This window comes from Pannonibacter phragmitetus (genome assembly GCF_050510895.1).
Taxonomy (GTDB): domain Bacteria; phylum Pseudomonadota; class Alphaproteobacteria; order Rhizobiales; family Stappiaceae; genus Pannonibacter; species Pannonibacter phragmitetus_B.
Window position 1 is genome coordinate 2,232,793 of record NZ_JBNINT010000001.1, and the last position, 19,636, is coordinate 2,252,428.

Consider the following 19,636-nt stretch of genomic DNA (forward strand, 5'->3'; position numbering starts at 1 on the left):
CTTACGTTGGACTGGCGGAGCCCTGAAACTCCGCACGGTAGCGGGAGGGCGGCACGGTCATGATCCGGCGGAAATGCAGGCGGAAGGTTTCCGGCGCACCGAAACCGCAACGGGCGGCGATGGCGTCGATGCTCTCGCTGCTTGCCTCCAGCAGATTGCAGGCATGGCGGATGCGGGCGCGGATCAGCCAGTCGAGCGGCGCCAGACCCGTGGCATCGCGGAAGCGGCGGCTGAGGGTGCGCAGGCTGCAACAGGCGGCATCCGCCATGCGCTGCAAGTCCCACTCCTGGTCCAGTTCCCGCTCGATCCGCTCCAGCAGCGGCGCGAGAGAGCCTTTAGGAAAACGGGCAACGGGCCTTGGCACGAACTGCGCCTGCCCGCCCTCCCGCTGCGCCGGAACCACAAGGCTGCGGGCCAGCGCATTGGCCGCCTGCCAGCCGAAATCCCGGCGGACCAGCGACAGTGACAGATCGATCCCGGCAGCAGACCCCGCCGCCGTCAGCACGTTACCATCTTCCACGAACAGCACGTCCTCGACGATGTCAGAGGCAGGCGCCACCCGGCGCAGGTCCGGGATGTAGCGCCAGTGCGTCGTCGCTCTGCGTCCGTCCAGCAATCCCGCCGCCGCCAGCAGAAAGGCACCGCTGCAGAAGGTCACCAGCCGCGCACCGCGTGCATGCGCTGTCTGAAGCCGTTGCTTCAGGCCGTGCGGCAGCCCGTGGTCACGCCCCGGCCAGCCGGGCACGAGGATGATATCCGCCTCATCCAGCAGCCCCACCGGCGCAGCGGCACGCACCGAAACGCCGCCGCTGGCCGAAACGGTCTCCATCTCCACCGCGACAGCGGCAAAGCGGTACCACGGCCCCTCCACCTCCGGCTTTTTTGAGGCGAAAACCTCCGTGCAGATGGAAAATTCAAAGAGGCTCAGCCCCTCATAGACCAGCGCCACTGCCAGCGGCGCCTGCTCTACTGCCTTACGGCTGATGGCCTGCGCCTGCTCTGGCCCTTGCCCCTGAACACCCATGACGCCCTCTTTGATCACTTGGCATGATCCTACCGGACAATGGCATTCAGGCCAATGGTGACGAAACGGATTTCCGGCGATTTTCAGCCCATCGCAGCCCGGCCCGCCGCAGACAGAGGTGCCGGAGAAACACGAGGATGAGACGATGCCCAGTTCCGTGACCCAGTTCCCCGCCGCCGCTTCCACTGAAGCTCTCGCCCATTTCGAGGCACGGCTTGGCTTTGAGACCGATTGCTGGGACGTGCATCATGCCCTCGCAACGGGACAGCAGGACTTCGTGCTTCTGGATGTGCGCAGCCCAGCGCTTTACGCAAGCGGCCATCTGCCCGGCGCGCTCAACCTGCCCCATGGCAAGATGACAGAACGGCGGATGGCGGAGTTTCCGGCAGGCTCGCTCTTCGTTGTCTATTGCGCCGGGCCGCATTGCAACGGCGCCAACAAGGCTGCCGTCCGCCTCGCCCGGCTTGGCCTGCCGGTGAAGGAACTCATCGGCGGCGTCACCGGCTGGCTGGATGAAGGCTTTGCGCTTGCCATGGGCACGGAACCTGGCAGCGTAGCGGAGCTGGAGGGGGCAGCGGCTTAAAGCATACGCCTCTCAAGCCGCCTGTGCAGTCAGGCGGCCTGAGCGTTTTTCGTCGGCCAGAACGAGGAACGAACCCGCGAGGATGAGGGCCGCACCGGGCCAGAGGTAGCCCTGCGGCGCAAAGCCGAATGCGAGCCAGCCAGCGAGGATGTTCAGCGGCAGTTTCAGGTGGTCGAAGGGCTGAACGAAGGCGGCGTCTGCGCGGGCATAAGCCAGCGTCAGCAGATAGTTGGCGCTGACGGTGAAGAGCCCGGCCCCCAGCGCCAGACCAATGCCCCAGCCCTGCGGCAGCACCGTGCCACCATCGGCCAGCGCCATCAGCGCGTTGGCGGGCGTCAGCAACATCAGGAGGAAGAGGGTCACCGTCTCCGGCTCCTCCTCACCGGTCAGGCGCTTGGTGACGAGCGAGGCTCCACCCCAGAGAGCCGCAGCCAGAACCGGCAGAAGGCTTGCCAGCACGAAGTCATCCGACCAGGGCGCCAGCAGGATCATGCCGCCAGCAAAGCCGGTGAGCGTTGCCAGCCAGCGCAGCGGGCTGACGGCTTCGCCCAGAAACAGCCGCGCTCCGGCGATGACGAAGAAGGGCGAGGTCATCACCAGCGCGATGGCCTGCCAGATCGGCACATGAGCCAGACCAAAGGCCCAAGCCTGCACACCGCCAACGGCCAGCACAACCCGCAGGGCATGCAGGCCGGGACGGCGCATTGTGAAGCGCCTCAACCCGCCGCGTAGAACCAGCGGCAGGGCAAAAAGGAAGGCGACAAAATACTGCCAGAATGCCGCGCTGGAGGCGGGCAGCCCGTGCAGCATCGTCGCGCCTTGCAGGCACAGATTGACGATGGCAAAGGACGCCCCTGCCCCCACCATGCAGGCGGCGGCCGCAAGCGGCTGGCGTGAATAGGTATTTGCGGACATGCACGGCGCTCCAACGCTGTCGTCATGTCCCCGGGGACAATCATGCGCATGGCAAGCAGCACCCGTTTGCGGCGGGCGGGCCAGCTGGCGCACAAGCTCTCTTTCATCCGGACTATACCGTCGGCTCCGGCATCGCACCGGATCTGCTGACCCTCTCCGGCAAACCGGAGAGGCGCTCGCGGGCTCCAGACAGAAACAAGCCTGCCTGATACCGCCGGTGGGGAATTGCACCCCGCCCCGAGAACTTCTGTGCCAAGGCATAGACCCGCTTGCCCCTATGGCGCAAGAGGTCATGCCCGTATTTTTCAGTCAGACTGAAAGCCAGCTCCCGATACCGGCAGGTTCAGCGGCGATCAGGACAGGCTTCTCCGCCTCCAGCTCCTCGCGCGAACCGTAGCCCCAGAGCACGCCGATGCCGCGCAAGCCGTTGGCATTGGCGCCGATCAGGTCATGCTTGCGGTCACCGATCATGACGCACTGCTCCGGCGAACGCCCTTCCTCCGCGAGAAGATAGGCAATCAGCTCCGCCTTGGCCGAGCGCGTGCCATCCAGCTCCGAACCATAGACGCGGATGAAATCCGGCATCAGGCCGAAATGCTCGACGATCTTGCCGGCATAGGCGTGAGGTTTGGAGGTAGCGACATAAAGCGAGAAACCAGCTGCAGACAACTTGCGGGTCAGCGGCGCAATGCCCGTAATCAGCTCGTTCTCGTAAAGTCCGGTGACCGTGTAGCGCTCGCGGTAGAGCGCCACGGCCCGGTCCAGCAGCTCCTTGTCGCTGCTGTTAAGCAGAACGGCGAAACTGTCCCACAGCGGCGGGCCGATGCACCAGCCGAGCTCTTCGGCTGGCGGCACAACGGCGCCAAGGGCTGCAAGGGCATGCTGGATGGACCGCGTGATCCCGGCGAAAGGATCGGTCAGGGTCCCGTCCAGATCGAACAGGACCGTATCGATCCCGCCAGAGGACTGCGTCATTCAAACTCCATGATCACGGCATCCACCGCCAGGCTGTCGCCGGGCTTGGCCTTGATCGAGGAGATAACACAGTCCCGCTCGGCGCGAAGCACGTTTTCCATCTTCATTGCTTCGACGATGGCCAGCTGCTCGCCTGCCTTCACCTCCTGCCCTTCGGTGACGGCGATGGAGACGACGAGGCCCGGCATCGGGCACAGCAGCAGGCGGGAGGTGTCCGGCGGCAGCTTTTCCGGCATCAGCGCATCCAGCTCCGCCGTGCGCGGGGTCATGACGCGGGCGATGACGGAAAAGCCCTGCCAGTCGAGCCGGTAGCCGCTGCGCACCGGGCGCACCTGTACCGTGACGCGCTTGCCGCCCACCGTGCCGTTCCACAGCACATCCCCCGGCACCCAGCTGGAAGTGACCGTGACCGGCGCGCCCTCGCCTACGGCAAAGTCCATCTCGATGGGCGTGCCGGGATAACCTTCGGTGAGGCGCACAGGGATGTAGTCCTTGCCGATTTTCACGGTCCATGCTTCGCGCACAGCACCCGAATGCGGACGCAGACGGCCCGGCAGATGGTCCAGCCGCTCGCGCCGCAGGGTTTCCATGGTCAGCGCCACGGCCGCCAGTGTTTCCAGCGCCGCCGTATCCGGCTCCGCCGGGGCAAAGCCGTCCGGATATTCTTCGGCAATGAAGCCGGTCGAGAGGGTGCCGGAGCGCCAGCGCGGATGGTTCATCAGCGAGGTGAGGAAGGGCACGTTGTGCTGGATGCCATCTACATAGAAGGCGTCGAGCGCATTCGACATGGCCTCGATCGCTCCGGCCCGGTCCGGCGCATGGGTGATCAGCTTGGCGATCATCGGGTCGTAGTACATCGAGATCTCCGAGCCCTCGACCACGCCCGTGTCATTACGCACGGTCACGCCATCACTCACCTCTTCCTGCGGCGGGCTGTAGCGCACAAGCCGCCCGATGGAGGGCAGGAAATTGCGGTACGGATCTTCCGCATAGATGCGGCTTTCCACGGCCCAGCCATTCAGCTTCACATCGGACTGGCCGATTGAGAGCTTTTCTCCGGCAGCAACGCGGATCATCTGCTCGACCAGATCAATGCCGGTGATCAGTTCGGTCACCGGATGCTCCACTTGCAGACGAGTGTTCATTTCCAGGAAGAAGAAGCTTTTGTCCTGCCCCGCGACGAATTCCACCGTGCCGGCGCTGTCGTAGTTCACGGCCTTGGCCAGTGCCACGGCCTGTTCACCCATGGCGCGGCGCGTCGCTTCGTCCAGCAGCGGAGATGGAGCCTCCTCGATGACCTTCTGATTGCGGCGCTGGATCGAGCATTCACGCTCGCCCAGATAGATCACGTTGCCATGCTTGTCGCCAAGCACCTGAATTTCGATATGGCGCGGGTTCTGGATGAACTTCTCGATGAACACGCGATCATCGCCGAAGGAGGATGCAGCTTCCGACTTGGAGCGGGCAAAGCCCTCATGCACTTCCCCCGCATTCCAGGCAATGCGCATGCCCTTGCCGCCGCCGCCGGCGGAAGCCTTGATCATCACCGGATAGCCGATCTCACCGGCGATCTTCACCGCCTCTTCCGGCGTTGCGATGACGCCGAGATAGCCGGGCACGGTGCTGACCTTCGCAGCATTGGCGAATTTCTTGGATTCGATCTTGTCACCCATGGCCTCAATGGCCTTGGGGTTGGGGCCGACGAAGACAATGCCTTCCGCCGCCAGAGCGGCCGGGAAAGCCGCACGCTCGGACAGGAAGCCATATCCCGGATGCACGGCCTCTGCGCCGGTCTGCTTGCAGGCGGCGATGATCTTGTCCATCACCAGATAGGACTCGGAGGCAGCCGCGGGGCCGATATGCACTGCCTCGTCCGCCATCTCCACATGCAGCGCGTCCCTGTCCGCATCGGAATAGACGGCTACGGTCCTGATGCCCATACGCTTCGCGGTCTTGATGACCCGGCAGGCGATTTCGCCCCGGTTTGCGATCAGGATCTTAGAAAACATGCCTCGCCTGCTCCCGCGTCCATCTGGCTCCCTCCGTTGCATGACGAACGGTTTGCCAGCGATATTTGTAAGCCTTCCTTGGGTTTTAGGCGGGCTGTCACAGCGGCGCAATATCACCAAAGGATGAGCCGCACCGGCGCCATCGGGAGATTTCGGAACCGGATGCCGGCATTTTTGCCGTATCATGGCCGCAGTAAACTGCCGGGTGCTGGATTTTCCCCGGTCAATCGCCTATCACCCGCAGGCCTGCCGCCCACTTCTGCTGCGGCACCAGCCTGTGAGCCCTCCATGGATGCCATTCACCTCGAAGATCTCGCCTTCTACGCCTATCACGGGCTTTATGAGGAAGAGATGCGCCTGGGCCAGAGGTTCATCGTCGACATGAGCTGCTGGCTTGATCTTGGCCCCGCCAGCCGGGAAGACGAGTATGACCTGACCGTTTGCTACGGCATGTTGGTGAAGACCATCGAAGGCGTTGTGCTGAACAACCGCTTCAATCTGATCGAACGGCTGGCCGGTGCAATCATTGAGGCGGTTCTGGCCGCCGACAGCCGGATTGAGAAAGTGCGCGTGCGGGTTCACAAGCCGGGCGCGCCCTGCCCATCGCACAAGGCAGGGCCAGCGTCGAGCTGGAGCGCACACGAAATCGTTAACGCGGCTGAGCTGCCCTGCCCTTGCCGCGCGTCTGCTGGAACCTAGCTTAGCTGAGGCCGTTATATCTCAAACCGGCAGGTGTTCTCCCTGACTTGTGGCTTCGCGTGATGGAGCCGAAAACCGGGAACTTCTTGATGGAGATGACGATGTCTGGATTCATGCGGCGTGCTGCACTGGTGTTGACGGTTATCGCGGCGGGCACGAGTGCGGCAGCAGCGAGGCCGGATCTGCGGCAGATGACCTGCGCCGAGGCCCAACAGACCGTGCAGCGCAATGGTGCCGTGGTCTTCACCACTGGCCCTGTCACCTATGACCGCTTTGTCGCCGATCACAGCTACTGCGACCGCTGGGAGCAGGCAGTTCCGGTTACGGCTGCAACGAAGGATACGCCGCAATGCCCGGTCGCCTACAAGTGCCAGGAACCGGCCTTTGACCGTTTCGGCTGGGATGACTGATCCGCATTCACACTCGTGACCGGGCAAGACGCATGATCAGGTCCATGTTCATGTGCCGGGCAAGATGGGCGGCGAGTTCATCCAGCACCGCGTCAATTGATGCCACATAGGAGACTTCGGCTGCCGCCCCGAGGCCTGAAAGCCAGGCGGCACGGAAGGCGTCTCCCGTGAAAAGCCCATGCAAATAGGTGCCCAGCACCCGGCCATCGGCACTCTGCGCTCCGTCCGTCCGCAGACCGCCGGTGCGGTTCTCAAGACTCAGAACCGGCCTTGCGCAATCCGGGCCTGACGTTTCGCCCAGGTGGATTTCGTAGCCGGAGATGGGCACGCCCGCAGGCAGGAAAGTGCCTTGCGCCTCACGCAGCTTCTTGTCCGCCGTCAGCACCGTATGCACATCGAGGAAACCGAGCCCCTCAACCGTGCCCGCCTTGCCCTCTATCCCGTCCGGATCGGCAATGGTGCGCCCCAGCATCTGATAGCCGCCGCAAAGCCCGATGATCCGCCCGCCGCGCCGGTGATGAGCGGCCAGGTCGATATCCCAGCCCTGCGCCCGCAGGAAGGCAAGATCGCCCATGGTGGACTTGGTGCCGGGCAGCAGCACCACATCCGCATCCCCCGGCAGCGGCTGGCCGGGCTGCACCAGCACCAGCGTCACCCCCGGCTCCTGCCGCAGAGGATCGAGATCATCGAAATTTGCAATGCGGGCGAGAACCGGCACGGCGATCTTCACCGGCCCGTTGCCGAGCCCATCCTCAAGACCCAGCGCATCTTCGGCCGGCAGAAGCCCGGCCTTTGCAAACCACGGCACCACCCCGGCTGAGGCCCAGCCCGTGCGGCGGACGATCTCCGCAAGGCCATCATCGAACAACGACGGATCGCCCCGGAAGCGATTGATGAAAAAGGCACGGATGCGGGTCTGCTCCTCCGGCTCCAGCACCGCATGGGTGCCGACCAGCGAGGCAATCACCCCGCCCCGGTCAATATCCCCGCACAGAAGCACCGGCAGGTCAGCGGCTTGCGCAAAGCCCATGTTGGCAATGTCGCCCTGGCGCAGGTTGATTTCCGCAGGACTGCCTGCCCCCTCCACCAGTACCAGATCCGCCTCCTGCGACAGCAGGGCGAAACTCTCCAGCACCTTCGGCAGCAGTTCGGCCTTGCGCGAGCCATATTCGCGCGCCCGCATGGTGCCGAAGCGGCGGCCCTGCACAATCACCTGCGCGCCCGTATCCGTCTCCGGTTTCAGCAGCACCGGGTTCATGTGCACAGTGGCCGGCATGCGGCAGGCCATGGCCTGCAGCGCCTGCGCACGGCCAATCTCCCCGCCATCCGTGGTGACCGCAGCATTGTTCGACATGTTCTGCGGCTTGAAGGGAGCAACCTTCAGGCCCTGATTGGCAAAATGGCGGCACAGGCCCGCGACGATCAGGCTCTTGCCCACATTCGATCCCGTGCCCTGCACCATCAGGGCGGGCTTGCGGATGCCCGCCTGCGCCATCAGTATTCCACCCCGGCCTGCGGCTTCACGCCGGAGCGGAAGGGGTGCTTCACTTGTTCCATCTCGGTGACGAGATCGGCCACCTCGATCAGCTCATCCTTGGCGTTGCGGCCAGTGATGACGACATGCACGCCCTCCGGCTTCTCATCCTTCAGGAAAGCGACCACCTCGGCGATATCGAGATAATCGTAGCGCAGCACGATGTTCAACTCGTCGCAGAGCACCATCCGGTAGTCACCGCTGGTGATCATCTCCTTGGCCGCATCCCAGGCTTCCTGTGCCGCAGCAATGTCGCGCTGGCGGTCCTGCGTTTCCCAGGTGAAGCCCTCGCCCATGCGCTTGACGGTGACGAGATCGGAAAAGCGTTCCAGCGCATGGGTTTCGCCCGTGTCGAGGCGGCCCTTAACGAACTGCACCACACCAACCCGGTGGCCGTGGCCGAGGGAGCGGAACACCATGCCGAAGCCTGCGGTGGACTTGCCCTTGCCCTTGCCGGTGTGGACGATGGTCAGCCCCTTCTCGATGGTCTTGGTGGCCATGATCTTGTCGCGCGCCGCCTTCTTCTTGCGCATCTTTTCCGCATGGCGGGCGTTCATGTCTTCTTCGGTCTGAATCTCGGTGTCGGTGTCAGTCTCGGTCACGGCGGTCAGGCCCTCATGGCTTGGGATGTGAGCTGGCTTGAAAGGCCAGCATGGACGGAGTTTCGGCGCGGCGTCCAGAGCCCGCGCCGGATGGCTTCGTCAAAGCGCTGAAGAATATCCTCATAGGCGGCAGGGTTGGCATGGGCCAGGAACTCCCGCACGGCGGCATCCTCGATATAGGCGGTGTAAAGCTGATCGAAATGATGCTCGCGCACCGCCCTTGTCGTCGCGGCAAAGGCAAAGAGATAGTCCAGCGTCGCGGCAATCTCGAAGGCGCCCTTGTAGCCGTGGCGCATGACCCCGGCGATCCACTTCGGGTTCGCCGCCCGGCCGCGCACCACGCGGGAAATCTCCTCTGACAGCGCCCGCACCACGGGCCGTTCGGGCCGGGAATGATCCGTGTGATAGCTGACGGGCGCCTCCCCCGTCAGCGCTTCGACCGTTGCTGCAAGGCCGCCCTCGAACTGGTAGTAATCATCGCTGTCGAGCAGGTCATGCTCGCGGTTGTCCTGATTGTGCAGCACCAGATCGACGCCGCGCAGGCGCGTCTCGAAGCGCTCGCGCACCGATCTCGCCCTTCGCCCCGCCGCCATAGGCATAGGAGCCCCAGGCGAGAAAGGCATCGGCGAAATCCTCGCGGCCCTGCCAGATGCCTTCATCCATCAGCGCCTGAAGACCAGCGCCATAGGCGCCCGGCATGGAGCCGAACACACGGATGGAAGCCTCGGCAAAGGCATCGTCCCTCGCCAGCCCCTTAGCCTGCAACTCCGCACGCTCGGCCCGCACCCGCGCTGCCATCGGATTGGCGCTTTCCGGCTCATCAAGTGCAGCCACCGCCCGCACCGCACTGGTGAACAGGTCCATCTGATGCGGGAAGGCATCGCGGAAGAAGCCGGAAATGCGCAGCGTCACGTCGATGCGCGGACGGCGCAGCTCCGACAGGGGCATGATCTCGAAGCCGGCGACACGGCCCGAGCCCGGTTCCCACACCGGCCTTGCGCCGATCAGCGCCAGCGCCTGCGCAATGTCATCGCCGCCGGTACGCATGTTGGCCGTGCCCCAACAGGTCAGCACCAGTGCCTTCGGCCACTCGCCCTCATCCTGAAAATAGCGCAGCGCCACTTCCGCCGCCGAAGCCTGCCCCAGCCGCCAGGCAACCTCGGTTGGCACGGCGCGCACATCGACCGAATAGAAATTCCGTCCCGTCGGCAACACGTCCGGCCGCCCCCGCGTCGGCGCGCCTGACGGCCCCGGCGGCACGAAACGGCCATCGAGCGCCGCCAGAACCGCCGCCGTTTCAGCTGCTCCTGAGGCCGCGACGGCAGGCAGCAAAGTGGACTCAATCTCCCGAAGAACGGAAGCTGTTGCAGTCAGTTCCGGACATTTCATTTCCCCGGAGACAAGCAGAACGGCCAGCCTTTCAAGCCGCTCCACCGTGTCACCACAAGAGCGCCACAGGGCATCGGACATGCCCGCCAGAAGCTCCGGCTTCGGCCCAGTCCAGGGGGCGGAAAAATCGCAGGACAGCGGATCGAACTCCGCCGCCTCACCAAGAAGATCACGCGCCAATGCCCGGATCAGGCTTTCATCCTGCGCCCGGCTTCCACGCGGCACGCGCACCAGCGCCACCAGCAGATCATGCAGCAACCGCCCCTGCGGGCTCTCGCCCAGCACATGCAACCCGTCGCGGATCTGCAATTCCTTGAGGTCACACAGATGCGCATCCAGCCGCGCCAGACGGGTCGTCTCGCACATGTCCGGTGTCAGGCCGATATCCGCGTCAAGCCCGTGAACGGAGGCAAGCTCCAGAATGTCCCGCGTCAGCACCTTCTGCCGGCGCGGATCAACACCGCTGGCGAGATAGTACTCATCGAGCAGGTTTTCCATTTCATTGGCAACGCCATAATTTTCGGCCCGCGTAAGTGGCGGCGTCAGGTGATCGACAATAACGGCAGAAGCCCGCCGCTTGGCCTGCATGCCCTCACCCGGATCATTGACAATGAAAGGATAGATATTCGGCACCGGCCCCAGCACGGCTTCCGGATAGCACTCTTCAGACAGCGCCAGCGCCTTGCCCGGAAGCCATTCCAGATTGCCGTGCTTGCCGAGATGCACGATGGCATCGACGCCCGCTACCTCGCGCAGCCAGATGTAGAAGGCAAAGTAGTTGTGCGGCGGCACCAGATCCGGATCGTGATAGGTCGCCTTCGGATCAATGTTGTAGCCGCGCGCAGGCTGAATGCCTGCATAGATGCTGCCAAAGCGGGTCACCGGCAGCTGAAAAGCGCCATCGCGCAAGGCCGGATCATCCTCCGGCACGCCCCACCGGGCCTTCACCTGCGCCTGCACCGCCTCCGGCAGCAAGGCAAAGGCCTTGCGGTAGCCCTCAAGTCCGAAGCGCACATCCACCCGGCGCCCTGCCCGTCCTTGCGGACTGTTGGTCACCCCGGCCAGCAGATGCGCCATCAGCGCTTCGGAGGTAACCGGCGCATCCAAAGGAACATCATACCCTGCGTCCCGAAGGTCCGCGATCAGCGCCGCGCAGGAGGCAGGCGTATCCAGCCCCACACCATTGGCAATGCGCCCGTCGCTGTCAGGATAGTTCGCCAGCACCAGCGCCACCTTGCGCGCAGCGGCAGGCTTTCCGCCCAGCTTCGCCCAGTTTGCCGCCAGCGCTGCCACATAGGCCATGCGGGTTTCTTCAGGCCTGAAAAGCACAGGCCGGAACTGGGTGACCGGATCGTAGATGCCCTCTTCCTTGAACGAGACTGCCCGCGTCATCAGCCGCCCGTCCAGCTCCGGCAGCACCACATGCATGGCCAGATCACGCACCGAGAGCCCCTGCGTGCTTTCGGCCCAGCCCGCCCGCGAGGAGGAGGAGAAGACCACCTGCAGCACCGGGCGGCCCGGCGCATCCAGCGGTGACGGCTGATGCACGCGCCCGCCACTGGAAACGGCAAAGGCCGTCGCATTCAGCACTACCGCCGGAGGCAGCGCCTCAAACAGGGCCGACAGCACGGCGGCCGATTCCGCATCCTTCAGCGAGGCAACGAAGATGGGCAGCACGTTGAGCCCCTGCCCCTCCAGATGACGGCAGAGCGCCTCGGCAGGCGCTGTCTCGCCCGCCTGCACCAGCGCCCGGTAGAAGACCAGCGCCGCCACCGGCCTTGCCGGGTTCACAAACCCCGCCGTGAGATCATCAAGCCCCGGCGCAGTGTGGCCGGGCAGGAAAATGCCCGCACGCGGCAGCGGCGCAGGCAGGGGTGGCTCCTGATCCTTGCCAATGAGATGAGCACAAAACCTTAGTGCATTGCGGTAATTCTCTGCACCGCCTTCAATACAGTAGCGCCATAGCCGCCGCACGGCGTCCACCGGCACGGTGGAGAGAGCAGCCAGATCCTCATCCCACTTGTCGCAGCCTGCAAAGACAGCCAGCTGCAACCCGCTGCGATTGACTTCCTCCCGCAGCCGGTCAAGCCCGTAGGACCAGTAACCTGCCCCACCGAGCAGCCGCAGCACCACAAGCTTTGAGCCAGCCAGCGTCTTCTCGGCGTAAAGATCGACGGAATAGGGATGCGTCAGCGCCAGAATGCTGGCGAGACGCAACGACACATCCCCGCCAAGGGAAGCATGAGCCGCAGCGAAAGCCGAGAGTTCCGTATCGGCAGCCGACAGGAACACCAGATCCGCCGGGTCCTGCGCGAGGTCCACGGCATCACCGCCGTCATCAATTCGCCGGGTTTGACTTGCGAGAATATGCATCTGGCACGCCTTTAATAGGCTCAGACTGGGTGTGCCTGTCCCCGCGTCCCGCCCCTTGCGCAGCTTGCGTCAGGAGCGGGCGGCGGGGTCCACACCGCGAAGGGTCAGGCAGCGCGCCCAGCCGCAGCTGAGGCAAGCGCGGCGGAAACAGCCGCAAGATCCAGACCCTTGAGGCCAATCACCACCAGCTTGCCGGGCGCCTTGGCTCCTGCCGCAAACCAGGCCTCGACACGCGGGCCGACCGCCTGCACCAGCGCAGGCGCGGCCTTGCCGGAAACAGCCACCGCACCCTTGATGCGCAGCACGCCCTTCAGCGCCATCGCCTGCTTCACCACAGCCTCGATGTCTTTCAGCGAGGCAAACTCCGGGGCCATGACCACGTGGCTTTCGAAATCGTCATGGTGGTGATCATGATCATCATGGTCATGGTCATGGTCATGGTCATGGTCATGGTCATGGTCATCATCGTGATCGTGATCATCATCGTCATGATGGTGGTGGTGATGATGCGCGCGGCGGGCAGCCAGATCATCCTCGGCAGCGGAGGACCGGCCCAGCAGCACGTCGATGGGCAGCGAACCTTTTTCAGCTGCAATGATCTCGACACCGGCGCGCACATCCTCGGCGATATGCTCGCGGATATGCTCCAGTGCGTGGTCATCCACCAGATCAGCCTTGTTCAGCACCACCAGATCGGCGCAGGCGAGCTGATCGTGGAAAAGCTCTTCCACCGGATTGTCATGATCCAGCGTTTCATCGGCAGCGCGCTGTGCGGCAAGGGCTTCCTCGTCCAGCACGATACGCCCTTCGGCGAGAGCTGCCGCATCCAGCACGGTGACAACACCATCCACCGTCACCCGCGTCTTGACGCTGGGCCAGGTAAAGGCCCGCACCAGCGGCTGCGGCAGCGCAAGGCCTGAGGTCTCGATGACAATATGCTCCGGCGGCGTTTCGCGGGCCAGCAGCATTTCCATCGCCGGCAGGAAATCGTCGGCCACGGTGCAGCAGATGCAGCCGTTGGTCAGCTCCACCACATCATCGGCAGAGCAGGACGGATCGGCGCAGCCATCCAGCAGCGAGCCGTCAAAGCCCATATCGCCGAACTCATTGACGATCAGCGCAACGCGCCGTCCGCCTGCGTTGGTCAGGAGATTGCGGATGAGGGTCGTCTTGCCCGCACCCAGAAAGCCGGTGACGATGGTGGCCGGGATCTTGGCTGCGGCAGGGGTCTGAAAATCGGTCATAGGGAGATATCCGGTTGGGAGGAAGGCTTGAGCAGAAGCGGCAGACCGGCAGCGACAAAGACCACCCGGCCGCAGACGGCGGCAAGCTCCTGATTGAGACTGCCCTGCGCATCGCGGAACTGACGCGCCATGGCGTTGTCCGGCACGATGCCGAGACCCACTTCATTTGAAACGAAAACAACAGGCGCAGGCAGATTGAGCACAAGCGCGCAAAGCGCCTGCGTGGCGGCGGCAAGGTCTGCTTCCGCCATCAGCAGATTGGTGAGCCAGAGCGTCAGGCAATCAACCAGCACCGCCCGTCCGGGCACGGCTTCCCGTGCCAGAATGCCGGCAAGATCTCCGCCGATGCCGCCCTTGCCCTCGATGGTGCGCCACTCGGCCCCGCGCCGGGCACGGTGCAGCCCGATGCGGGCTTCCATTTCCCCGTCCCATGCGGCAGAGGTCGCCACATAGACAGGCTCCAGCCTGCTTTTGAGGATCAGCTGCTCTGCATATCTGCTCTTGCCGGAGCGTGCGCCCCCGTCACCAGAACGGAAGTTGCCGCTCCCTGCCCTTCAGCCTGCACCATGGGTCAGCCGCAAGCTTGCGGCGCGGCAGCGTCAGATGATCTGGCAGAAGCGCGGACGCAAACCGCCCGGCATTCCGCCCTGTCTGGGGGAGTATAAATCATATCCGGTCCTCCGGTCCGCCCACCCGGCGGCCTTGGGGTTGCAACGCATCAGGCCGGTCTCCTGGCTCGCGGGTCTTCACCTTGCCGCGCCTTCCCGCAAGGACAAGCCTTGCAGTGGCATGAGGCGGCAAGATTCTCCGCTGACAGTTGCGGGGGCAGCTGCGGCTTTGGAGCCCCGGATTGAGTCGCTCCGCACCGCATTCCCGTTTCATCCCCTTGGGCTTGGCCCGCCGGGGAACCTGATCCTCCCCTTGTAGCGGCTTGGCGGCAGCGCAGCAAGGCAGCGCTTTGAACAGCCATCCGGCGCAAAAGCAGCCGCCATCTCCGGTGCCGTTGGTGCAAAGACCGGCACAGATGGGTTATCCACTGACCCAAACCGTTGAAAGACCGCAGATTTCCGCCAAAGCCAGCCCTGTGGAAAACTTTCTTGAAGAAAGGGCTTGGCAAATGCTCAAGGCCTTTGTTATACGCCTCTCACCGACGGCGGCGCACACAGCCGCCACCGCAAAGGGCACTGCCCTTCTGGTGATCCGCGATAGCTCAGTTGGTAGAGCGTTCGACTGTTAATCGAATGGTCGCAGGTTCGAGTCCTGCTCGCGGAGCCAACCTTCCCTATTTACTGATCGTTTTCAAGCTTGCGCTTCAACGCAGGCTTTTCGTGTTTCTCCGGCAGAATGCGCCTCACGCGGGTCTGCGATTGAGCAGCCAGAGAAAATACGGCCCGCCGATGAAGGACGCCAGGATTCCGGCGGGGATTTGATAGGGAAAATCGACCGTCCGATCCAGCCGGTTAGCGCAGACCATCAGCGCCACCGCAATGGCTTCTGTAACATCACCTGTGCCCTTTCGGGACGATGAGGGGCGTTCCGGAAACGGGGTCGGAGATAATCAGGGATGGGAGACCAAACACTTCTTCGACCTGCTCCTCGGTAACGATCGCGGCTGGGGCTCCTGCCCTGACGATCGCGCCATCTTTCATGGTAATCAAGTGCGAGGCATAGCGGCAGGCGTGATTGAGGTCGTGCAGCACGGCGACAATGGTGCGGCCGCTTGCGTTGAGACCGGCAATCACCGTGAACGAGCCGTCAGGTACCGTCAACGACAGATCCTGCGGCACCAGACGCGCATCATAGCGAAGGGTCAAGCTTTCCGCCTGCAGGCGGGCTTGCGGGACATGCGATCCGCTCATCTGCGTCCCTCCCGTATCAGAAGCCAAAGGAAGTAAAACCCGCCGGTGCTCACGGTCATGACACCTGTGGGGAGTTGAACGCCGAAGGCATGCTGGGCGGTCCAGTCGGCGGCGAGCAGCAGCAGGGCACCAGTGAGCGCCGAGGGAAGCAGAGGCGTGCCGGCAGAACGGCTCAGACGCCGGGCGATCTGCGGGGCACAGAGTGCAATGAAGGCGATGGGTCCGGCTGCCGCCGTCACCAGCGCCGTCAGCGCCACGCCCAGCAGCATCAGCAGCGCCCGCGCACGCCCCGGATGGAGGCCGCAGGCCTGCGCCATGTCATCGCCCAGCTCCATCTGGCGCATGCGCCGCTCCAGCAGCAGGGTGGCCGGGAACAGCACGCACAGGGCCAGCGCCACCGGCACCAGATGCTCCATGCCCAGCCCGTTGAGCGAGCCTGCCCCCAGATGGCGGCTGCCATCGCTACCTGAAGATCCGCTTCGCGGATCATCCAGGCATTGAAAGCAGAAAGCATCGCCGCAACGCCGATGCCAACGATAATCAGCCGGAACCCCTGCACGCCCTGACGCCAGGCCAGAAGATAGACCGCACAGGCCGTGGCAACTCCCCCGGCGAGCGCGCCAAGCGCGGTCTCATATGTACCGCCGGCCAGCAGCAACATGACCGCCAGTGCCCCAGTATAGGACCCGGCCGAGAAGCCGATGATATCGGGACTGCCAAGGGGGTTGCGCGTCAGGCTCTGGAAAATCGCGCCGCTCATGCCGAGTGCGCCCCCCAGCAGCAGTGCCAGCGCCACACGCGGCAAGCGCCACTCTGTCACAATCATCTGCACCATTACGTCATCATGCCCGGCCGCGTCCCCATACCCAACTAGAGCCGTCAGCACCTGTGGCATGCTGATGGGATACGTGCCACTCAAGAGCGACAGAACCGCAAGGCAGGCGCAAAGCAACAGCAGCAGCAGCGCCAGCGCAAACGTCCGTCCATGCAGCCGCAGCGACAGCCGCCCGCCACCACAGCGCAGTACGAGGAACCGGGAGGAGGAAGAGGAACTCATACTCACAGGCCGGACGCCTTTCTGCGCCGGGCCAGCGCGATCAGCACCGGCGCCCCCAGAAAGGCAGTGACGACGCCCGCTTCCAGTTCCCCCGGATAGAGCACAAGCCGCCCGGCGATATCCGCCGCCAGCAGCAGCGCCGGGGCGCAGATCATCGTCATGAGAATGATCCGGCGCTGGTCCGGCCCGGTGATCCAGCGCATCACATGCGGCACCATCAGGCCGATGAAGCCGATGGGACCGCAGGCCGCCGTGGCAGCTCCCGCCAGAAGCGTCACCGCGATCAGCGCCAGGACCTGGGCACGCAGAACGCGGGCGCCGAGCGCCTCTGCCAGATCCTCCCCCAGCGCCAGCGCGTTGAGGGCGCGCGCGCTGATCAGCGCGATCAGCAGCCCCGCGAGGATGAAGGGTGCCACCGCTGCCACTACCTCCATGTTGCGCCCGGCCACCGAGCCGATGGCCCATTGGCGCAGGGCATCGAAGGCCTGCGGATTGAGAAGCGTCAACGAAGAGCCGATGCCGCCCAGCACCGCCGACAGCGCCACACCCGCCAGCACCAGCCGCACCGGCGTTGCCCCGTTCTGGCCTCCCCTATGGCCTGCCCCCAGCGCATGCACCGCCAGCGTGACAGCGATGGCCCCCAGCAAGGCAAACCACAGATAGGCATGGATCGACTGAAAGCCGAACACCCCCACCGCCAGCGTAACGAAGAAGGCAGCCCCGGCATTGACGCCCAAGAGACCCGGATCGGCCAGCGGATTGCGCGTTGCCGCCTGGATCAGTGCCCCCGAAACGCCAAACGCCGCCCCGCACAGAAGCGCCAGCAGAGTGCGCGGCAGGCGGTAATCCACGATGACGATGTGATCCACCGATCTGCCATCATAAGCAAACAGGGCCGCCATCACCGTAGAAGGAGCAACCGCCCGCGCGCCAACCAGAAGACTTACCAGCGACAGCAAGGCCACCAGAACAAGGCCAAGCAGCAGCGCAGGCGCAAGAACCGCTGGGCGCCTGACGGGAGCAGCAGCAGCAACTGTGGCATCAGCGGCGGCAGGCGGGGAAACCATCATGCTCACACCCGCGCCTGCCCTTCGATCCAGTAGCCCACCGCATCGATCCGCCGCTTGTCGAAGCCGAGTGTGTCGCGGAAATGCCTGCGGCATTCGGCAGCGGCCTTTGCTTCGCCCGCGATATAAATGTAGCCCGGCCCTTCCGGCAATTGCGTGATCTGACGGGCAATGCGCGGCAGTTCCGTATAGCCGGGCCGCTCCGGCCGCAGACCATGGCAGGCGTGCCAAGTGATTTCGGCATCAGCCGCCGTCTTCAGCCCCTGCCGGTCCGCGTCCGAAGGCACCTCAACATGCACGACTGTCCGGAACCCTTCTGGCAGTTCTTCCAGAACGCGGCCAACGGCAGGCAGTCCGGTGATATCCGTCAGCATCAGCAGCCAGCAGCTGCCTTTGGCCAGCCAAAACCGCCCTTCCGGATTGCAGATGCCAACCACATCACCGGGCCTTGCCCCCATCACCCAGTTTGCCGCCGCACCACCCTCATGCACCACCATGTCCAGCACCATTTCGCAGGTGGCAGGGTTCCAACGGCGCACCGTATAGGGCCGGTTCGGCGAATAGTCCGCCCCGTCCGGCATCTCCCACCGGCCATCCGCCTGCTGCACCGGCAGCGTCACGGGAGTATCAGCATCTGCAGGCACAGCAAGGCGCACCCACTCATCCGGATGCCCGCTCGGCAAAAGCCGCTCCCCGCCTTCAAGCTTCAGCACAACCCGCATCATCGAAGGTGTCAGCCGCTGCACAGACATGACAGAGGCCAGGAAATTGTCCTCAACATAGGCTTCGTGATCATGGTCATCAAAACCGGAAAGCGCATGGGCGTTGGCAGTCATGTCTGGGTCCTGGTGCTTGGGTGAAAAATGGATGCCATCACCATGTGTCATGGTGACCGGCGGGGAGGTCATCTTTCGCTCAGCCGCGCGCAGTCTGCGAGATGCGGCGTAAAGCGGGGAAAGAAATAGGGAATGGACAACACGGTCGGGGCGGAAATGGCCCAGAAGGCTTCGGGCTGATCGAGCGCAATGTAGGCATTTCTGGCAACCGCCGGGATCTTGCGGAACAGCCTGTCCGTCTCGGCACTTTCGCGGATTGCAGCGCTCGCATACCACATGATCAGCAGGTCAGCGTCGATGCCTGCCACCATTTCCAGCGGCAGTCCGGCAGACCACTGCCCCGGATGCCGGCGCGCCAGCTCTTCGATTACGGGGGCAGGGCGAAGGCCCAGTGACATGAGATTGGCGATGCGCGGATCGTTTGGCAGATAGACGCCCAGCTCGCTGCTTCCCACACCATACGAGCCGAAGAGGAACGTCTTTCCTGCCAGAACCGGTTCGCTGGCTGCAAGCGTATCCAGAAGATTTCGGGTCTGGCGGATGAGACAGGTGGCTTGCTGCCCGAGCCCCAGCGCCAGGCCGGTCATCTCCGTCACCTCGTCCCACCTTGCCGCCCAGGGCGAGGAGCGGAAGGGCACCACTGGTGCGATGGTGGAAAGCCTCTGATAGTCCTGCTCGCTCACGCCTGAATAGATGCACAGGATCAGATCCGGCTTCAGCAGAGCGATTTCTTCAAAGTCCGGGGCCGGGTCCACAAATGCCGGTTGCCGGTCTTGAAGGAGGGGACGGCTCCAGGGAAACACCCCTCCTTCGAAATTCGCATACCGGATCATTCCGGCAGGAACCACGCCCAGAGCCAGTGCGGGGTCTTCACCGCACCAGCCAAGCGTTACCACCCTTTCAGGCTGACGCATGATGGAGGTCACGCCGTAGGCATGCGGCAAGTGCAAGGGAAAGGTGCTTGCATCCGCCTGCCACGGCGTAGCGGCCATCAGGATTGCGCTCATGCCTCCAGCCAGCACATTTCTCCTGGAAAGTGCTGGTCTGGATACTGCTCCGG

The 19,636-nt window shown here is 64.1% G+C and carries 16 protein-coding genes, 1 tRNA gene, 2 pseudogenes and 2 riboswitches; of the genes and pseudogenes, 4 read left to right on the forward strand and 15 right to left on the reverse strand.

Annotated features, from left to right (window positions below):
• Window position 1: 1 nt before the first annotated feature.
• Entirely contained in the window at window positions 2-1,042 is a 1,041-nt protein-coding gene (locus ACQB61_RS10515) for a helix-turn-helix domain-containing protein (RefSeq protein WP_430512593.1), read from the reverse strand.
• 127 nt (window positions 1,043-1,169) lie between these two features.
• Here ACQB61_RS10515 and ACQB61_RS10520 point away from each other — a divergent pair, with 127 nt between their 5' ends.
• Window positions 1,170-1,607, forward strand: coding sequence for a rhodanese-like domain-containing protein (locus ACQB61_RS10520; RefSeq protein ID WP_430512594.1), 438 nt, complete (start codon window positions 1,170-1,172; stop codon window positions 1,605-1,607).
• A gap of 12 nt (window positions 1,608-1,619) precedes the next feature.
• On the opposite strand, the gene ACQB61_RS10525 is transcribed toward ACQB61_RS10520, so the two are convergent.
• The 3 genes from ACQB61_RS10525 to ACQB61_RS10535 all read right to left on the reverse strand — a co-directional run bounded on the left by ACQB61_RS10525 (window position 1,620) and on the right by ACQB61_RS10535 (window position 5,506).
• Window positions 1,620-2,522, reverse strand: coding sequence for a DMT family transporter (locus tag ACQB61_RS10525; RefSeq protein ID WP_430512595.1), 903 nt, complete (start codon window positions 2,520-2,522; stop codon window positions 1,620-1,622).
• A 91-nt stretch (window positions 2,523-2,613) separates the two neighbouring features.
• Window positions 2,614-2,771: riboswitch (FMN riboswitch) on the reverse strand.
• Window positions 2,772-2,831: 60 nt separating this feature from the next.
• Window positions 2,832-3,497 carry an HAD hydrolase-like protein gene (locus tag ACQB61_RS10530; protein WP_430512596.1) on the reverse strand — a complete coding sequence of 222 codons (666 nt, stop codon included), beginning with the start codon at window positions 3,495-3,497 and terminating at the stop codon, window positions 2,832-2,834.
• Window positions 3,494-5,506: an acetyl-CoA carboxylase biotin carboxylase subunit gene (locus ACQB61_RS10535; RefSeq protein ID WP_430512597.1), complete on the reverse strand. Its 2,013-nt coding sequence runs from the start codon at window positions 5,504-5,506 to the stop codon at window positions 3,494-3,496. Before ACQB61_RS10535 ends, ACQB61_RS10530 begins: the two co-directional genes overlap by 4 nt.
• Before the next feature lie 288 nt (window positions 5,507-5,794).
• Between ACQB61_RS10535 and folB the strand changes: the two genes are divergently transcribed.
• Window positions 5,795-6,205 carry a dihydroneopterin aldolase gene (gene folB, locus ACQB61_RS10540; protein ID WP_430512598.1) on the forward strand — a complete coding sequence of 137 codons (411 nt, stop codon included), beginning with the start codon at window positions 5,795-5,797 and terminating at the stop codon, window positions 6,203-6,205.
• Between the two features lie 101 nt (window positions 6,206-6,306).
• On the forward strand, window positions 6,307-6,615 hold the full coding sequence (locus tag ACQB61_RS10545; protein WP_430512599.1) for a hypothetical protein: 309 nt from the start codon (window positions 6,307-6,309) through the stop codon (window positions 6,613-6,615).
• 7 nt (window positions 6,616-6,622) lie between these two features.
• On the opposite strand, the gene ACQB61_RS10550 is transcribed toward ACQB61_RS10545, so the two are convergent.
• From ACQB61_RS10550 to ACQB61_RS10570, 5 genes and pseudogenes are all read right to left on the reverse strand, one after another.
• Window positions 6,623-8,110 (reverse strand): cobyric acid synthase, encoded by a 1,488-nt coding sequence (locus tag ACQB61_RS10550; protein ID WP_430512600.1) that lies wholly within the window; start codon window positions 8,108-8,110, stop codon window positions 6,623-6,625.
• Window positions 8,110-8,751 carry a cob(I)yrinic acid a,c-diamide adenosyltransferase gene (gene cobO, locus ACQB61_RS10555; RefSeq protein WP_430512601.1) on the reverse strand — a complete coding sequence of 214 codons (642 nt, stop codon included), beginning with the start codon at window positions 8,749-8,751 and terminating at the stop codon, window positions 8,110-8,112. Before cobO ends, ACQB61_RS10550 begins: the two co-directional genes overlap by 1 nt.
• 5 nt (window positions 8,752-8,756) lie before the next feature.
• A pseudogene (gene cobN, locus ACQB61_RS10560) lies at window positions 8,757-12,513 on the reverse strand (cobaltochelatase subunit CobN).
• 104 nt (window positions 12,514-12,617) lie between these two features.
• Complete coding sequence (gene cobW / locus ACQB61_RS10565; protein ID WP_430512602.1) at window positions 12,618-13,757, reverse strand: cobalamin biosynthesis protein CobW; 1,140 nt, start codon at window positions 13,755-13,757, stop codon at window positions 12,618-12,620.
• On the reverse strand, window positions 13,754-14,239 hold the full coding sequence (locus ACQB61_RS10570) for a bifunctional adenosylcobinamide kinase/adenosylcobinamide-phosphate guanylyltransferase (protein ID WP_430514346.1): 486 nt from the start codon (window positions 14,237-14,239) through the stop codon (window positions 13,754-13,756). The genes cobW and ACQB61_RS10570 overlap by 4 nt, the downstream gene beginning before the upstream one ends.
• A gap of 222 nt (window positions 14,240-14,461) precedes the next feature.
• Window positions 14,462-14,685: riboswitch (cobalamin riboswitch) on the reverse strand.
• A 271-nt stretch (window positions 14,686-14,956) separates the two neighbouring features.
• Between ACQB61_RS10570 and ACQB61_RS10575 the strand changes: the two genes are divergently transcribed.
• Window positions 14,957-15,032: transfer RNA gene (locus ACQB61_RS10575), tRNA-Asn, on the forward strand.
• A 76-nt stretch (window positions 15,033-15,108) separates the two neighbouring features.
• On the opposite strand, the gene ACQB61_RS10580 is transcribed toward ACQB61_RS10575, so the two are convergent.
• The 6 genes and pseudogenes from ACQB61_RS10580 to ACQB61_RS10605 all read right to left on the reverse strand — a co-directional run bounded on the left by ACQB61_RS10580 (window position 15,109) and on the right by ACQB61_RS10605 (window position 19,583).
• Window positions 15,109-15,240, reverse strand: a complete 132-nt coding sequence (locus ACQB61_RS10580) for an iron chelate uptake ABC transporter family permease subunit (protein WP_430512603.1) — start codon at window positions 15,238-15,240, stop codon at window positions 15,109-15,111.
• A gap of 19 nt (window positions 15,241-15,259) precedes the next feature.
• The gene (locus ACQB61_RS10585; protein WP_430512604.1) at window positions 15,260-15,616 is read right to left on the reverse strand and encodes a hypothetical protein; all 357 of its coding nucleotides are present in this window, start codon (window positions 15,614-15,616) and stop codon (window positions 15,260-15,262) included.
• A pseudogene (locus tag ACQB61_RS10590) lies at window positions 15,613-16,673 on the reverse strand (FecCD family ABC transporter permease). The gene ACQB61_RS10585 and the pseudogene ACQB61_RS10590 overlap by 4 nt, the downstream one beginning before the upstream one ends.
• Window positions 16,674-16,675: 2 nt before the next feature.
• Window positions 16,676-17,743, reverse strand: a complete 1,068-nt coding sequence (locus tag ACQB61_RS10595) for a FecCD family ABC transporter permease (RefSeq protein ID WP_430512605.1) — start codon at window positions 17,741-17,743, stop codon at window positions 16,676-16,678.
• Window positions 17,744-17,745: 2 nt separating this feature from the next.
• On the reverse strand, window positions 17,746-18,648 hold the full coding sequence (locus ACQB61_RS10600) for a siderophore-interacting protein (RefSeq protein ID WP_430512606.1): 903 nt from the start codon (window positions 18,646-18,648) through the stop codon (window positions 17,746-17,748).
• A complete protein-coding gene (locus tag ACQB61_RS10605) occupies window positions 18,645-19,583 on the reverse strand; it encodes an ABC transporter substrate-binding protein (protein WP_430512607.1) in 939 nt (312 codons plus the stop codon). Before ACQB61_RS10605 ends, ACQB61_RS10600 begins: the two co-directional genes overlap by 4 nt.
• Between the last annotated feature and the right edge of the window lie 53 nt (window positions 19,584-19,636).

Coding starts and splice junctions, on each gene's coding strand:
- ACQB61_RS10520 (WP_430512594.1), top strand. CDS start 1,170: ATGCCCAGTTCCGTGACCCAGTTCCCCGCCGCCGCTTCCACTGAAGCT.
- ACQB61_RS10525 (WP_430512595.1), bottom strand. CDS start 2,522: ATGTCCGCAAATACCTATTCACGCCAGCCGCTTGCGGCCGCCGCCTGC.
- ACQB61_RS10530 (WP_430512596.1), bottom strand. CDS start 3,497: ATGACGCAGTCCTCTGGCGGGATCGATACGGTCCTGTTCGATCTGGAC.
- ACQB61_RS10535 (WP_430512597.1), bottom strand. CDS start 5,506: ATGTTTTCTAAGATCCTGATCGCAAACCGGGGCGAAATCGCCTGCCGG.
- folB (WP_430512598.1), top strand. CDS start 5,795: ATGGATGCCATTCACCTCGAAGATCTCGCCTTCTACGCCTATCACGGG.
- ACQB61_RS10545 (WP_430512599.1), top strand. CDS start 6,307: ATGTCTGGATTCATGCGGCGTGCTGCACTGGTGTTGACGGTTATCGCG.
- ACQB61_RS10550 (WP_430512600.1), bottom strand. CDS start 8,110: ATGGCGCAGGCGGGCATCCGCAAGCCCGCCCTGATGGTGCAGGGCACG.
- cobW (WP_430512602.1), bottom strand. CDS start 13,757: ATGACCGATTTTCAGACCCCTGCCGCAGCCAAGATCCCGGCCACCATC.
- ACQB61_RS10585 (WP_430512604.1), bottom strand. CDS start 15,616: ATGAGCGGATCGCATGTCCCGCAAGCCCGCCTGCAGGCGGAAAGCTTG.
- ACQB61_RS10595 (WP_430512605.1), bottom strand. CDS start 17,743: ATGATGGTTTCCCCGCCTGCCGCCGCTGATGCCACAGTTGCTGCTGCT.
- ACQB61_RS10600 (WP_430512606.1), bottom strand. CDS start 18,648: ATGACCTCCCCGCCGGTCACCATGACACATGGTGATGGCATCCATTTT.
- ACQB61_RS10605 (WP_430512607.1), bottom strand. CDS start 19,583: ATGAGCGCAATCCTGATGGCCGCTACGCCGTGGCAGGCGGATGCAAGC.